The organism is Novosphingobium silvae (assembly GCF_009856825.1).
Taxonomy (GTDB): Bacteria; Pseudomonadota; Alphaproteobacteria; order Sphingomonadales; family Sphingomonadaceae; genus Novosphingobium; species Novosphingobium silvae.
Genome location: NZ_WVTD01000039.1, coordinates 1 through 14724, shown reverse-complemented (window position 1 = coordinate 14724; position 14724 = coordinate 1). Strand labels below are relative to the sequence as shown.

The 14724-nt window shown below is 58.0% G+C and carries 12 protein-coding genes and 1 pseudogene; 8 read left to right on the top strand and 5 right to left on the bottom strand.

Going from position 1 to position 14724, the window contains the following annotated elements; genetic code table 11:
* A partial coding sequence (locus GR702_RS22500) for a hypothetical protein (RefSeq protein WP_237449871.1) occupies positions 1–227 on the top strand: 227 nt, incomplete at its 5' end.
* 17 nt (positions 228–244) lie between these two features.
* On the opposite strand, the gene GR702_RS21315 is transcribed toward GR702_RS22500, so the two are convergent.
* Complete coding sequence (locus GR702_RS21315) at positions 245–916, bottom strand: hypothetical protein (protein WP_160987556.1); 672 nt, start codon at positions 914–916, stop codon at positions 245–247.
* Between the two features lie 131 nt (positions 917–1047).
* On the bottom strand, positions 1048–3345 hold the full coding sequence (locus GR702_RS21310) for a UvrD-helicase domain-containing protein (protein ID WP_160987555.1): 2298 nt from the start codon (positions 3343–3345) through the stop codon (positions 1048–1050).
* Between the two features lie 33 nt (positions 3346–3378).
* Between GR702_RS21310 and GR702_RS21305 the strand changes: the two genes are divergently transcribed.
* The 3 genes from GR702_RS21305 to GR702_RS21295 all read left to right on the top strand — a co-directional run bounded on the left by GR702_RS21305 (position 3379) and on the right by GR702_RS21295 (position 4773).
* A complete protein-coding gene (locus GR702_RS21305) occupies positions 3379–3801 on the top strand; it encodes a hypothetical protein (RefSeq protein WP_160987554.1) in 423 nt (140 codons plus the stop codon).
* Complete coding sequence (locus GR702_RS21300) at positions 3798–4121, top strand: hypothetical protein (protein WP_160987553.1); 324 nt, start codon at positions 3798–3800, stop codon at positions 4119–4121. Before GR702_RS21305 ends, GR702_RS21300 begins: the two co-directional genes overlap by 4 nt.
* 106 nt (positions 4122–4227) lie before the next feature.
* Complete coding sequence (locus tag GR702_RS21295) at positions 4228–4773, top strand: hypothetical protein (RefSeq protein WP_160987552.1); 546 nt, start codon at positions 4228–4230, stop codon at positions 4771–4773.
* Here the strand turns inward: GR702_RS21295 and GR702_RS21290 are convergent.
* Together GR702_RS21290 and GR702_RS21285 are read right to left on the bottom strand one after the other, a co-directional pair.
* Positions 4770–9926 (bottom strand): sacsin N-terminal ATP-binding-like domain-containing protein, encoded by a 5157-nt coding sequence (locus GR702_RS21290; RefSeq protein ID WP_160987551.1) that lies wholly within the window; start codon positions 9924–9926, stop codon positions 4770–4772. The two genes, GR702_RS21295 and GR702_RS21290, sit on opposite strands and share 4 nt — an antisense overlap.
* 184 nt (positions 9927–10110) lie before the next feature.
* Positions 10111–10317 (bottom strand): annotated as a pseudogene (locus tag GR702_RS21285) (IS66 family transposase); the annotation flags it as partial.
* A 129-nt stretch (positions 10318–10446) separates the two neighbouring features.
* Here GR702_RS21285 and GR702_RS21280 point away from each other — a divergent pair.
* Both GR702_RS21280 and GR702_RS21275 read left to right on the top strand, forming a co-directional pair.
* Positions 10447–10785 (top strand): C40 family peptidase, encoded by a 339-nt coding sequence (locus GR702_RS21280; protein ID WP_237449870.1) that lies wholly within the window; start codon positions 10447–10449, stop codon positions 10783–10785.
* A gap of 49 nt (positions 10786–10834) precedes the next feature.
* On the top strand, positions 10835–11044 hold the full coding sequence (locus GR702_RS21275; RefSeq protein WP_160987550.1) for a hypothetical protein: 210 nt from the start codon (positions 10835–10837) through the stop codon (positions 11042–11044).
* 29 nt (positions 11045–11073) lie between these two features.
* On the opposite strand, the gene GR702_RS21270 is transcribed toward GR702_RS21275, so the two are convergent.
* Positions 11074–11799 (bottom strand): HhH-GPD family protein, encoded by a 726-nt coding sequence (locus GR702_RS21270; protein ID WP_160987549.1) that lies wholly within the window; start codon positions 11797–11799, stop codon positions 11074–11076.
* Between the two features lie 434 nt (positions 11800–12233).
* On the opposite strand from GR702_RS21270, the gene GR702_RS21265 reads away from it, so the two are divergent.
* Positions 12234–13337 carry a DNA cytosine methyltransferase gene (locus GR702_RS21265; protein WP_160987557.1) on the top strand — a complete coding sequence of 368 codons (1104 nt, stop codon included), beginning with the start codon at positions 12234–12236 and terminating at the stop codon, positions 13335–13337.
* Positions 13334–14662 carry an ATP-binding protein gene (locus GR702_RS21260; protein WP_160987548.1) on the top strand — a complete coding sequence of 443 codons (1329 nt, stop codon included), beginning with the start codon at positions 13334–13336 and terminating at the stop codon, positions 14660–14662. Before GR702_RS21265 ends, GR702_RS21260 begins: the two co-directional genes overlap by 4 nt.
* The last annotated feature ends 62 nt before the right edge of the window (positions 14663–14724 follow it).

Genomic DNA, 14724 nt, shown 5'->3' with positions numbered 1-14724 from the left:
CCCTCCCACCCCTTTCAGTTTCGAAACTGGTTTCGAAATCACCACTCATCACCACCTCGCAAATGCAAGGCTCAACACCTACCAAATCGCGAAATCATGAGAATGTGGGGGATTTTGACCGCTTACGCTCCTTCATCCAGATCCTCGCATCATTCATTCCCCGCCGCCTGTCAAAGTCGATGAAGGTCCGCTACCAGACGCCCAAGCAGACCGGTTTAGGAGGTTGATCGCGATAGTAGCATTCTCACAATCTCCTTTGGCAGTTCGCCAGCGGAGGTGGTGCGAAGGTAATTGCGTCGAGTGCAGCCTTGCGAAGCTGAATCAGAGCCACACCGCTACGCATGTCATCCCAGTGGGCCTGCTCGATGCCTGTAGGCGGCTCGGCGCTCGTCATGTTTGCCTCGCGCAGAACCTCTTCTGGAAGATCAAGAAGGGCTCTGCGCCGATGGGCGTCACCATAATCACGCAGTTGACGTTCGAGGAGCTTGGCGGAAGCTGCCGGCAAGGGGGCGTCCGGAGACAAGCGCCCGATTCGCGTCAGGCTTGAGCCAGTGGCCCAATCTCTCAATTTGTTCTGTTCCGCCTTCAGGTTTTGGAGGATGCGTTCGCCTGGCGGCGCTAGGCGATACAGATTAAACCGCTGGCTCGCGCCAACAACGAGCCCCAGCCGCAGCAGCGGCTCGACTGTTCCCATCCGGTAGGGCTGTGTCACATAAGCCCCGCGTCCGCTCAAAGCTTTGAAGCTTGTATCAGAAACACCGGCAAGCTTGCGGTGGCCGCGCGCTCGTTTGCGCCGTTCTTTCAGCGCCTGGACCATAACTGCAGCTTCGATCGCATTGGCGCACGAGAGCGGCCGAACCTGATTGCCAATCTCCTCAGCTAACCAGACGCCGAGTAACGACCACGCGATGGGCATGCCGAAGCTCAGCCCACCAAGCCCTGGGACGGATCGGTCGTTATAGTGCCGGATTGCGACCGTCAGTCCGAGCGTCTGCAGGCGACGGTATGACGGAGCTGAGTCGGGAGCAAACGTACCCCACTGGACGCTCATCGCATCCCCCAGTCAGGCGTAGTAAGATTGCTGCGTTCGTTAGTGCCACACAACACTTGTCCTAATGTCAACTCGCCAGTCTCGGTCCAGAACACAGCAGCGCTTCGGACGGCCTTGCCAGCCTTAAACTCAACGGCATCGATGTAGGCTGCTAGCTGCGGCCAATAGCTCTCGAAGCGGGCTGCGTGATCAGCAACCGGGCCACTCTTGTGGTCCACGATCATGAAGCCATCCGTTCCCTCGGCGATGAGATCGACAATGATGCTCTGACGTCCTCCGTCGGCCAGTTCGAGCTCGATTGGCTGTTCGATATGCAGGCGCGTATAGCCAAGCTCCGCGAGGGTCTGGCGAAGTGCTTGCGCCTGTTGCTCGAGAAGCTGGACCTCAGCGTCGGAGACCCGGCAATGCTGGCCTACCCTGTCCCGCAGATCTGGCCTGGACAGCAAAATCCGCAATGCCTCGTGGACTGCAGTTCCCTTATCGGTTGCCTGGGCAAGATCCGATCCAGAGAGCCGGACACCTGCGGCAATCGCCCGGGTCTCGATTTGACGAGGCAGTGGCCGCGCGGTGGCGACGGCCTGCGAGGGACTGACCACCAAAACCAGCGAGCCGACCGCTCGCTTTTCAATGGCAAATCTGGGTTCGCGGTTGCTGCTCGCCAAGCAGACGCTGCCTTCCGTATCGAACGATGCCGGGATCTCCTTGTCACAGATCGTCATGCGCGACGGGAAGTTCGCCGAACCGACAGTGATCTGATTGCCCTGCAATTTGATGCCACAGACGTCGTTCAAAAGACGACGCGCCGTGATCGGCAAGGGCGGCTCAACCTTGTCGTCATCCTGCGGCCATTCGATTATCAGGCGATCACGCGCACGGGTCAGAGCGACGTAAAGCAATCGGCGCGCTGTTTCTTCACTCTCGGGATAGAGCTCATGGAGAAAGCGCGCCGTTGCCTCTGGAGCAGCAAAATCAGGAGCATAGGCAAGTGTCGCCTCTTCGATCACATGATCGAGGTCGTCGAAGCCGGGAAACTTTGTGCTGAATGTTCCAGCACGAGGATCAAGCTTATGGTCCAGACCGCATACGACCACGACCGGCCACTCGCGCCCCTTCGATGCGTGCCAGGTCACGATCTCGATGCCATCGGCTTCGGCGCCGGCAGGATTGGGGCGCAAATCCTCGCCCTTCAATCCCACCTTGTTCTCGAGCCAGCCAAGGAAAACATTGGCGCTTTGACCATAGAAACCGGAGGCTTCCCGCATATCGCGGTGTGCCTCCATGAAAGCCGCCGCTTCAGCCTCGAAGCGAAGGAGATCCGCTCTCATCTGCGCTGGATCGTCAAGCCAGTCGCACCAGTCCCGCAGTCCGGCGACCTGGATCACCTGGTGAACCAGTCTGTCCACGGGCGTCGCAAGGGAGTCCGGCCAAAGCCCCTGCAACGCCGCTAGCTCAGGTGTCTCGATCCGCCCATTGCGGGCAAGCGCGCCGAGGGCTTCTGCGAGAGGTGTTGCCCCAGGCCCGAGCGTGGCGGTGCAGATAGCTGCGTGATTGTCTGCAGGATCGACGGCGAAGCGGAGAGCAAAGCACGCTGCCTGGACGATCTTGCTTTGCCACCAGCCACCTTCTGCGACGCGGACTGGCAAACCCAGCGCACGCAGCGCAGCCGCGTAGCTCGCGCAGTGGTTGTGCGTCGGACACAGGATTGCAACGTCCCGTGGTTCCAGACCGCGCAGGGCCTTGGAATGCCTGTCGACGATGGTGACCTGATCATCCGTCAGCAGAGACAGGAGGCGATCAGCGATGAAATGCTGGGGCTTTCCGCCAGAGCGGGCACCGCGTTTGTTGGCCAGCTCGATGACCTCCAGGGCGGTGTCGTGCCCGGCGGCGTTCTGCGCAGCAAGCGCAGTGTAATCGTCTCCGAATAGGCACGGGCCCAGCGCGTTCACGAAATCCATGATGCGCGGATCGGAGCGCCAGTTCCGGTCGAGTGGGCTGGTTTCAAATTGCTGTGTAAGCGCGACGGTCAGCCGTGGATCCGCGCCTTGGAAGCCCATGATCGCCTGCTTGGTGTCCCCAACGATCAGCGCCCGCTTGGCCCTGCGCGCGAGTGCCCACAGAAAGGTGAATTGGATCGGGTTGGTGTCCTGGAACTCGTCGACAATGACGCAGTCGACCTCGTCCATGATGGCGCCAAGCACGGCTGGCTTTTCCTCGAGGATCCGAGCGGCGTTCGTCACCATGTCGCTAAAGTCGATGACGCCGAGCTCACGCTTGCGGGTCTCGTAGTCCGTCATCGCCGACTGTGCGCCTTCCACCAAAGCGCGCGCATGCGCGACCGCATCCTCAAGCGGTCCGGGATGAGAAACCAGGCTGTCGGCCGCGAGCATGACCGCCGTTGCAAGATCAATCTGGCCGACAACCTCGATCCAGCGACCCAGCGTCGCTTCACGATCCGCGCTGCTTTCAATGCCATGACGCCAGCTCAGGCAGGCAAGCTTTTCAAAGCCCGGTTTGACCTCGACTGGCCCTCAGAGTGGCCCATCCACCATGGCCAAACGCCAGGTGACTTTGCGGTCGTTGCGCACCGCGCGAGGCTGCTGGCGGAACGAGATCCAGCTGTCCTGGTGAGGTGGCTGCATGACGAGATTGACGCCCGCGGAGGCCAGGCGCGGGGTACGATGGGGTTCCACATGCCGAAAACGGGAGAACCATCCCCTCCATTGTCACCTTCTAAACAAACGGCTGTTTGAAAAGACTGATCAGCATAATCGCCATGGAACCATGGGAAAATCTGAAAGCGGCCATTCGTGATAGGGACGTACCGGATCGCTTCGTCATCAATGCCTTTGGTATGCGTTTAGCGCTGGCTTTCCGCAGACTTTGCCGCAATTCAATCCCGGTGAAGGGGGAAATGATGGATCTCGATTTGCTGGAAAAGCGCCAAGCCGCGTTGTCGTGGCGTGACGATTTGATCCTAGAGATGTGGAGCATCGTTAATCGCGCTGGAATGGAAGCCAAGCTCGGAGTGGAAAAGGATCTTGCAGAGGCGGGCATAGTCGAGACGCTTTGAGAATACCCTCGCGACCCTTGCGGAAAGTACCGACCGAATTCTCGCAGCAGTCGAACGCATCAGGCAGGATCAGTTAGCGAACGAGTTCTCGGCACTGCGATCTCAGGTGAAGCTCTTCGAGGAAGCCTGGCTTATGTCGAACCAGACCCGCGCTACGCAAGTCTGGCTTGATGTCGCCCAAGCGACCCGCCCCCATCAAGACCGGTTCGAGGGTCGTGCGCGCGAGTTGCTCTTCGCCATGCCGCCCGAGATCGAATTGGCAGATCCGATTATTGATGCACTCTCTCTTGCCGGAGGTCTTCGCGTCGCCTGCCTGATGGCCTGCAATGAGAGCCACGCTGCCCGATCTGCGGCGAGCGAGAATGCTCGCCAAATTGAGGGGCTGACCGGGGCGGTCGGCAAGGCCGACTTGGTAATGGCGCGCATCCCGCCATCCATCGACCGCGCTTCACTGGAGTGGGCGGACGCGCTGGCCGCCGCGATCGACGAAGCAGCCCCCATTGCGGAGCGCTGGCGCCAACGCGAGGCGGTTGCCGCCACTCGCGCCGCGCCACTGACACAACTTGAACTCGACGGAATTGCCCCGCATGAGTGGTTGAAGGCGGCGCGGGCGGAGCAAAATGAACCCATCCTGCTGCTAAAGGCGACCTAGCGAAACTGCGGCACATCATGCGGAAACGAGAAGGGCCCATTACGTCCGAAGGGCAGAAAGAGCCGGAAATCGCTCCCTAAATCGAAGCGCAATACGTGGCGAGTAGCATCGAGTGTCAGCCAGCTGACGCCATCGACAAGAGGATGCTCCTCATGTCGGAACACGGTCTCACCGTCTGAAGCCACCACCTCGATGGATGCTTCCTGACCGAGCGCCGCCAAGAACGGAGCTGCATCCCGAAACGCCTCCCATGCGTCAAGCGCATCTTCTGATCGGCCCGGAGCAACCGGAAGTTCGATGAGAGTCGCTTTGCGCCCCCTGTCATGGAATGGGGTGACCGTCCTGCTTCCCCCTGGCCAATCTGCAGGGATCATGCCTCCCAAGATCCGGATAGCTATGCCTCCGCTGGCGAGGCGAACTTCGTCGGCGAGCATATGCACGGTCTTGAATCCAAGGCCGAAGCGACCGGTTACCCGATCTCCATCTTTGGCAGAGTGATTGATGGCGAGCATATTCGAAAGGTCCCGTCGGTGACCTTCTTCCTCTGCCTTGCGTGGATCACTCCCTGGTTGATTGATGGGGCGCCCCCAATGGATCACTCGCAAGCAAGTGATCATTTGATCGTCATTGTAAATCGCTTCTACCCGGAAGCGTCCGATACCATGCCATTGCGCCTGGGCATCGACAGCATTCTGGTATAGTTCGAAAACCACGCGATGCGGAGCATAGCCCATCTCGTCGATCTTCTGGCGGGTGGCTTCAAGAAGCTCCCTCGCCCCGTCGTCCGCCTGCGCGGCTGCCCAAAGTGCGTTGCGCGCCTTGTCTCGGTCGCGTGGGGCGTCGCGATGATAATCATTCAATGCCTCGCGCATTACGGGCCCGGTCTTGATGCCGGCCAGGCGATCATGAAGCACCTCCTGCAACTCTTCACAGGTGTCTGCGAGCGTGCGCTGATCGCTTGTAAAATAGCTGTCCAAGAGCTCCGACAATGCCGCCTTGTGACGTTCGAAGCCCAGCATCAGAGCCGGAGCCAGTTTTTTGACGAACTGATCCAGCAACAGCCGTGCCTCGGCTTCATCGGATGGCGATACCGGTCCGATCACGAGGTCATAGACATGTCGATAGCCATATTCGTCGCGCTCAATTCCTCTCTGGATACAATCCAGCAGCAGCGCATCGTCTTTGCCAGACAGCGGAACGGTGCAGTCCGTGCCAGCAGCTGACCGCACTGTTACTAGCCCCTGTTCCGGTAGCTCCACTGCGAAACGCAGTTCAGCAAGCCGGTCCAAATTGGCACCGGTCAAGCCACGGTGTTCGTCGGCCAAATTGTCGAGATCATCGCAAATGCGGTGGAATGATCGCTGCCCTTCCCATCTGGCTGCGAGCGACTGGATCCTGTCATCACGACCAAGCATCGCCAGAGCTAGCAGAATCCCATCATGCACATCGTACTGGCTGACTGGAGTGAAGGCGCGCTCGATACTCTCGAGCCAGTCCGCCTTCGCAGACTTGCTGGCTGGAGTGGTTTCAGTCTTTTGATCGTCGGGCTGTTCCAGTTTGCCCGCATAATCGTGTGCGAGGAGCGCCGCAGGGTCGATACCTGCTGCACCTAGCGCAACCCTGTCTGCCCTGCTGAATCCACCTACTTCGGTCGGCACAAGGAGATCAGGAGGAAGATAGCTGGACGCATGCGTCAAAGCACGCAGATTTCGGGCAAATGTTGAGCGGTAAAGGCGCCGTGCCGCTTCGGCGTTCGTGCCGAGCCCGCTCAGAGCAGCCATTGCATTCATTTGAGCAACGGTGTTGGCAAGAGAGGGCGCGATCAAAACTTCAGCCATTCCCGCAATGACCTCATCGGCCACGCCGTCGCGAATAGCCGCAGAGATCAGAGGCCACGCTTTTGCGTCAAGGCCAACATTCGAGGCCGCCAGCTTCGCTAGCTCATCTAGGTGCTCGACGACATCAAAGCAAAGGCCGGTGGCTCCGTGGTCAGCGGCACGGCGGGCGGCAAAGAGAAATGACTGGGATCGATCGGGTCTTAGCCTCGCCAAGTGCCGCTGCACACCTTCTTCGCGAAGGGAGCCGGGAAGCATGCTAACGAACAGAAGTCCGCCTTGGTCGATAATTAGCTCCTCGAGCGCATGTTCAGCATCCAGAGGCAGGTCGAGGACTTTGGTCGGTATCCAGGCATTACCGCCCGCAGCGATCCAGGCGGTCTCCCGCAGCTGCTCTATCAGATCATCAGGCAGTTGCTCGATTTTGCTCAATGCCGCAGCAATTTCCGACGTAAACTGATGAGGGCTTGGCGCAGACAATGCTGTGCGGATCGCCGCTTCATATCCCCAGCGCGTGATAAGCCTGTTCTGAACCGCCGCTGCTAGAGGATCTCCCCAAAGCTCGACCAGACGGGCAAATGGCAAGAGCGCAGGCGCGACATCCGAAACACGACCGCTGAACAGATCAGTGGCCGGAAGAAGGGTTTCATGCTGGTCGGATCGGTGCAAGGGCAGCGACTTCAGAATATCGTCATCGATCCCTGACTTGAGCAATGCCATAGCCTTGGAGTCGTCCATCGGCGGCATGGTGCCGGCAAACTGCGCATCGCGAAGCCATGCGCCTAATTCGGCAAGATCGATCCGTCGCAGGCCAATGTGATCGCGCAATGCCTTTTTCAATTCCGCCGCAGTCGAGGATGCTACGAGGCGATCTTCCCTGCCCTGCAACAGCGCCAGGACCAGATCATCGAGTATCCCACCGAGCTCATCGAGCTCAATCAGATTGACGTGCGAAGGCACAGCCTGATCTCGTGCGACAAGGCGCCGCAACTCCTCGCGTGGAGCATCGGCACCAAGCAGTTCAGCAAGCTCGCCACACTTGCCAGGATCCCCAAAGCGGTCAACCTGCCGCAAGACTGCCAAGAGGCAATCGGCCTTCTTGGCCGATGCCAAATCCCCCAACCCGCCATCCTTCAATGTAACACGGTAAATCGGGGGTGACAGGACTGCGCCAGCGAGCACGACCAGCTCCCGATTTGGTGCCGCATCGAACAGCAAACCCTTGCGCTTCAATCCCGCGATGGCGCCCAAAGATAGCCGCACTTCCTCTTCGGCTTGCATCATGCGCGCCGGAATAACCTGCAATTCGTTACCCCGACGATCCGCCGCCAATGCGTCTAGCGATGGACCGTTCCGCAAGAGATGCGATATCAGCGTCGAAGCTTCCTGCGCTACGGTTCCTCGAGATGACAAAAAGGGTTCGGCGGCTGTCAACAGTTCGATTGTCTCGTTCAGCCCCAATTGCCGGGACATCGCCGCACCCTGCTCCGACCATGCAGCCTTAACCGGAATGCTACTTCCAGCGGCAGCCAATGCGTTTAGGAGCTCACGAGTTTCTACGCTCGGCGGAAGGACGAAGATGCGATCCTGTGGGAGGCGTCGAACAAGCGGCTTTAGCTTCTCAGCAGTAGCGAAACTTTGCTCGACCATGGCGATGGCGCTGCGGCAAGTTTCGACCAAAGCCATCCGTGTTGCTTCGCCGGGCTGCGCGCCCTCGAGCACCGTCGCCAGCGTTTCGGCGATCTGTCCTTTTTGGAAGGCCGCCGGCCCGGCAAGGCGCACCACGTCAGCAAGCTGCGCATCCGGCCAGTGTGGATCAGCATCAGCCAAGACCGTACCGAATGCCAAAACGATGACGTTTTCGCTGCACCACTCCTCGAGTCTAGGAAAAGCGGACTTGAGGCGGGCAATCGAGGTTGCATCGCCTCTCATCACCGGACGCAGCGAGTCACCTGCGCAAACCCGCCAGCTTTCCGCCTTGTCGCCCGTCCAACACCTGGCAAGAGCCTTGCCCTGGCAGGCTTCCGAACGGTGCTCATTCCACCATCGCGTACGCTGTAATGCTCGGATCAGCGCATGACGCTCTGCATCACTGGGTAAGCTGGGCAAGGTATCTGCAATCGCATCGAGCAGCAGCGGCAGCGCCGCCTCGCGGCGGAGCGCCTGGTTCCAACGGGTTTCGATATGATCGTCTTCACGCAGTTTTCGCCGGTCGCTCGACACGAAGAAATAGCCGTGCACGAGCAGATCGATATTGTCCGTTCCGCGTTCGAGTGGCTCGGCAAACAGAGGTTCACCTAGCGGCAAGTAAACAGCATTACGCAACCGCAAGTGGCTTATACCTTCACGGGCAGAAGATCGGCACAGGATTACTGCACCATGCGGATTCGCCTTGGGCGGAATGAGCTTACCGTGGATGTCGAACACCTTGTCCCATCCATCGGCCGTCAACAGTCGCGCAGCTTGCCCATCATGCTTCCATTGCTGGCGTCCGCTGAACGAGAGCTCGAAGCCCGCTCCCTGGACGTTACCGTCAATGCTCGGGGCCCCGCTCTCCACACCCGGGCCAGATAAGCGCCGGGCACCGCTACGCAGGGAGATCCTGCGCATCTCGCCCGCGACTGGCATGATCTCCACGCTCTCCAGATTGCGGAGGCAGCACAATGTCGCGGCCAATTCCTCACCATCGAGGATGTCTGAGATCGCACCGTCGGGGTGCCAGTTCGTATCTGACAGGCACAGCGCGGCCCCGGGACGCAAATGTGGGGTGCGCAGCGGCAGGAACAGCGCCATGCCCCGCTCCATGCCGAGCGCCGCCGCCTTATCGAGTAGCATCTTCGCTTCGGTGGCAGAAAGTTGAGGCCAGTCGCGATGTGCCGCATCGGCTTCAGCAACCTGTTCCCATGGGTTCATGATCAGCGTTTGTGGTCGGCCTTCGCGATCATCCACCCGACCAAGCGCAATGAATGCGTCGCACAGATGATAGACTGATTTTTGTCCTAGACCGAACCGCCCTACTGCCGACCGTTCATCCGCTTTGCTCCCGCCGCTGGCGCGGGTGATCGCGTCCATATGCCGGGCAAGGACGGGACCATCATTTGCGACAATCAGCCCAGGGGTTCGCAGCAGTGGGTTAGTCGCTTCATCGAACCCAGCGTGACCGGCCACGACCATCCGGCGAGCACCCGCGTCTTCGGCGTTCTGGAGCAGCTCCTTGAAGATCGTGAAGCCCGAGGCATACCCCTCCCGCAAAATCTGCTGCAAGCGAAGAATGTCGCTTTCCGCTGAATGCACTAACCCGCTAGATCTGATCTCCATCTCCGTTGGATAAGATCCGAGTACGTCAGAACCGGTCGCATCTCCCTCAGTCACATGCCCCCCTTCAGCAGCTCAATCCGATTTTCGCCGTGAACTACTGACATTAACGTGCGCACAATGCGTTAAAAGTGATGAAGTTTGGCCCAGGGAAGTAACTGCTCAGCGGGGGTGGCTTATAGTGGCCTTAGCAGGCGACTGCGAATTTGCCATCGACGAGATCTCGGATTGCTTGCAGGGCGGACTGGCCCGAGAGGCGCGCCGGGCCGGTGACCGAGCGGTATCCGGCACGGATTTGGGCGCCCCAGTCGGAACGGTAACCGTTTGTGACCTTGGGGAACACGACCGAGGGGTGGATTTCCCGCTCGGAAATGTTGTTGATAGCGGGGAACCTCGCCGATGGTCAGGAATGCGGCGTAGGCCGCCAAGGTTGTATCCTTTAGGCTGCTTTGTCGCTTGGGCGAAAGAGACGGGCCTCGCAAAGGTCTACAATGACGACGGCATTCCGTGGTGCGGACTGATTATGGCCGTGGTCGCGAAACGCGCCGGCAAGCCGGTCGTGGAAGGTCCGCTCTGGGCGCGCAACTGGGCGAAGTTTGGGAAAGCTGGTGATCGGGCCCAGCTCGACGACATCCTGGTGTTTCACCGTGCACGGGGTTCCGGCCATGTCGGGCTCTATGTTGGCGAGGATTACTGTGCATTCCACGTGCTCGGCGGCAGCCAGTCCGACGACGTAACTATCACCCAGATCGCCCGGGACCGCTGCATCGCCATTCGCTGGCCGGTCTACCGCAAGGCGCCTGTGACCGCGAAGCCGGTCCAGCTCGCGGCCAGCGGCGCTCTATCCACGAACGAGGCCTGATCGGTCGCCGCCATCACCGACCTGTCCGCCCGCGATCCCGTGGGCATTTTTGTGGAGAAACGACATAGAAGAACTGAAACCGTGGCGGGCGTCCAAGTCCATCTGGACCGTCGTCATCGGCAGCCTGCGGGGCGGAGCCGCGGCGCTCGATATCCTGCCCGAGGGGCTGATGCAGGCGAACATCCTGACCGTGGTGCTGGCACTGACCGGGATCGGAAGCGTAGTATTCCGGAAGACGGCCAGGGCGCGGATCCTCTGAACAGGTCTAAGATTCGATGGTATCTGCAGCTACTTGCTTCGAACATAGTTGCACCGCGGCCTTACTGGACATTCGCTGCAACGGGGTCGGCGCGACTTGCACACGAGGGCCGCAAAATCAAGAATGGCCCAGTTTGCCATTTCTGGCTGAGGTCCGCGCGCAAACCAAGAGGCGGCATCTCGTAACCAAGGGTCGTGCCGAATATCTGCACGGCTTCGCGGGTGGATAAATCGTTCGATTACCCGAGACATGTTCACGTCAAGCAGCGGGGCAGGTTCGCCATATTGGAACAACGCTATCGCGCTCGAAACGTATTGCCCGATTGCAGGAATCTTGCGGCGTTCTCGAGGATTACGCGGAAATTGGCCAGATACTGAGATGGCATATTTAGCCAACCCCAAGAGGGAGGCCGCTCGTTTCCGCCATAAACCCAATGGCTTGAGAAAGGTTGCAAGATCCTCGGGCTGAGCCAGTGCAAGTGCCTCCCAGGTTGGGAAGCGCGAGAAAAATGCATCGTAGAATTTCGACACGGCGGTCGCGGTGGTTCGCTGTAATAGAACTTCTACCACGATCCTTTCGTACGAGCTTGCTGCATTTGCACGCCATGGATAAACTCTGCCGGCTTGCCTTGCCCAATTGAGCAGGTCAGAACGTAGGCGTGTCAATTTTCGCTTCTCTCCGACCTGCAACCGATCAGCAGTAGGTGTCCTTCGGCCTCGGCATGAGATAGGCCGGCCGGGCTTTACATCCACCATCTCCCGGATCCCTTTCGAATCGACAAGTTGGCTATCTTAGGCGCTCGCGACAGCTGCGTTGAGATCACTTAGAGGCGAGAGTTGGGTCGATTTCACCGTTTTGCCAGCTTGTCCGGCCGGCTACGAGCGCCAATCCAGCCGGCTGCGCTCGTCCGCCTTGAGCTGAGCAACTCCCCATTGTTCAGTGAATGGAGAAATCCGGTGGCATATCGATAGGCCTCTTGTCTGCATCAGGCGAGGACGGCTATCGTGGACGGCTCAGGCGCTATAGCTTGATGTTGTCGAAGGAATGCAGCGGTGCGGCAGGTAACATCGTACTCTCGTCGCCCTTGCGCTGGCCGTAGCTAGCGAAGTGCTTGAGCTATGCTAAAATTACCTTGTTGCGTTGATTTATTGCGATTTCTTAGTTACCCAGGAATATCAGCATAGTGCCAATGAAGCGATCTAAAAATGTGGGGCAAATAAAAGTGACAGAAGATCAATGCGACGACATGTCATTTGCCCTAAAATCCGATAATTCAATTGATTATTTTCCTGATGCATTTGCGGATGTTTCAGAAAATATCGAAACTAGCGGCGTCATTGGGCGGCATAAGGTTGTTTCATATTTTGCCGGTTGCGGCGGGATGGATCTCGGCTTTCACGGCGGATTTGAGGTTTTTGGGGCCACTGTACCCGAGCTCGATTTTGAGATCGAGAAGGCATACGACTTTGATGAACGATGCGTCGAGACATACAAGCAAAACATCTCTGATCGTATCGAGCATGTAGACCTATCAAATTTTGACCCAAAGAACGCACCCAGGGCTGACGTCCTTATTGGTGGCTTTCCGTGCCAAGATTTTTCGTCATGTGGACCCAAGCGTGGATTAACGTCCTCCAGGGGGCAGCTCTACAGATCTTTGATAGATTACATGATGCATCATAAGCCGAAAGTGGTGATCGGTGAAAATGTTCCGCACCTCGCTAGGATGCAAAAAGGTCAAGTCTTAAAGACAATTTTAGAGGATTTGTCTTCAACAGGTTATAAAGTCGAACTCTGGAACTTGTACGCTCCTGACTATGGAATTCCCCAGAACAGGCGACGACTATTTTTTGTCTGTGTGCATCCAGATTTAGACGGCTTTCCGGAGCAGCCCGCTCCAGAATTTGGGCGAGACGACGGTGGGTATCGGTCAATCTCGTGGGCGATTGATGACCTTAAACACACTCTTGACGAAAGCGTTCCAAATCAAAGCCAATACTTTCTAGCAAGCAAGGCTAAAAAGGGCAACGGTCAAGGGGATGAGAAAAGTAAGCGAGATCAGCCAGCGTATACCGTAAGAGCTAACGCAAAATCACGAGTTCAGTTTCATTATAGCCTAGAGAGAAGGTTGACCGTCAGGGAATGCGCGCGCCTGCAGACATTTCCAGATGATTTCGCGTTCCCGCATTCCGCAACTACAAACGTGATGCAAATCGGAAACGCAGTGCCTCCTGTTCTGGCCCATAAAGTGGCCGAAGCAGTCTCCAACTTCCTCAAGGCTTCGAAAATATGACCACCTTGCAGACACTGCAAACCGCAGACATCACGCCAAGTCCTCGCATTCTTTGGGTCTTGGGGCAAATTCCCTTTCGATCCTGGCAGGCATTGGCGGAGTTGATCGATAATTCGCTAGATGCCTTTTTGGCGGCTGAGCGTGAGGGCGTGCTCCCCGACAATGCGCGGATTGATGTGAATTGGTCTAATTCCAATGTGGCCGCAGATAAGCGGGTGATCGAAATCTCCGATAACGGGCGCGGAATTGACCTTGAAACTGTGACATTGGCGGTTCGCGCAGGGTACACCAGCAATGACCCAGTCGGGAACCTCGGCCTTTTTGGGATGGGCTTTAATATCGCCACGGCTAGGCTGGGTGGAGTAACTCGTTTCCTGTCGACACGTGCCGCAAGCGACGAGTGGGCTGGCATTGAAATCGACTTTCGGGATTTGGCGAAGCGCGGGTCCTTCAGCGCTCCCATCGTGAAAGAGCCAAAGGCAGAGTCTTCTCTGACCGGCACTAAGGTTGTCATAGCCGATTTGAACGAGGGGAATTTCAAGGAACTGCGAGATCGAGAGACTGAACTCCGCAAGACCCTCGAAGACGTCTATGCACCGATTCTCAGGGATAAGAAGGTCGCGATCTACATAAATGGCCAGCGGCTATCGGCACGTCCCTACTGCATCTGGAACTCAGATCGTGGCGTGGTGCGTGATGGAGCCAAGGTGGCCGCCGTTTTAAACATCGATCGGGACCTTGGAAGTGCCCTATTCGATCTTGATAGAAATCAATACATTCCCGGCGCCATGGAGGTGGAACTCCGTACCAAACTTGCTAACGGAATAGACCTTCCCGATAACATTGTTGAACGACATAGAAAGTTGCGAGGCTGGATTGGAGTCCAACGGTATGCAGACCCGAATGACTTCGGTATCGACTTCGTCCGCAACGGTAGAAAGATACTTATAAAAGACAAAAGGCTATTCTCGTGGGAAAACCCACTGTCTGGTGAAGTCGTCTTGGAGTATCCCGTGGAGCTCGGAACGACGGTAGGTGGCCGCATCGTTGGGGAGATTCACGTCGACTATCTGGTTCCGACCTATCAAAAAAATGACTTTGATCGCTCCGAAAGCTCCTGGGTCGAGACTGTCCTTGCCTTAAGGGGCGACGGTCCCTTCTTGCCCAAGAGAAGGAAGGCCATGGGCTATGCAGATGCAGTGACATCCCCCATCGGATTGCTTGCAAATGCATATCGCCGTAGCGACCCAGGTACGCGCTGCTTAGCAGCCCGCTGCCGAAGTCGATTTTTCGGGACGGCGCTCAGCCCGGCCCCGCAGACATGATGATCAGCAGCACGCCGGCTTCGGCTGCGACTTGGCCGACGAGGGCGAAGATCAGCGCGTTT

What these genes read in the sequence shown, in the direction of transcription:
- GR702_RS21315 (WP_160987556.1), bottom strand. Translation starts at nt 916, where the DNA reads ATGCCCATCGCGTGGTCGTTACTCGGCGTCTGGTTAGCTGAGGAGATT.
- GR702_RS21310 (WP_160987555.1), bottom strand. Translation starts at nt 3,345, where the DNA reads ATGACGGACTACGAGACCCGCAAGCGTGAGCTCGGCGTCATCGACTTT.
- GR702_RS21305 (WP_160987554.1), top strand. Translation starts at nt 3,379, where the DNA reads ATGCGCGACCGCATCCTCAAGCGGTCCGGGATGAGAAACCAGGCTGTC.
- GR702_RS21290 (WP_160987551.1), bottom strand. Translation starts at nt 9,926, where the DNA reads ATGGAGATCAGATCTAGCGGGTTAGTGCATTCAGCGGAAAGCGACATT.
- GR702_RS21280 (WP_237449870.1), top strand. Translation starts at nt 10,447, where the DNA reads ATGGCCGTGGTCGCGAAACGCGCCGGCAAGCCGGTCGTGGAAGGTCCG.
- GR702_RS21270 (WP_160987549.1), bottom strand. Translation starts at nt 11,799, where the DNA reads ATGGTGGATGTAAAGCCCGGCCGGCCTATCTCATGCCGAGGCCGAAGG.
- GR702_RS21265 (WP_160987557.1), top strand. Translation starts at nt 12,234, where the DNA reads ATGAAGCGATCTAAAAATGTGGGGCAAATAAAAGTGACAGAAGATCAA.
- GR702_RS21260 (WP_160987548.1), top strand. Translation starts at nt 13,334, where the DNA reads ATGACCACCTTGCAGACACTGCAAACCGCAGACATCACGCCAAGTCCT.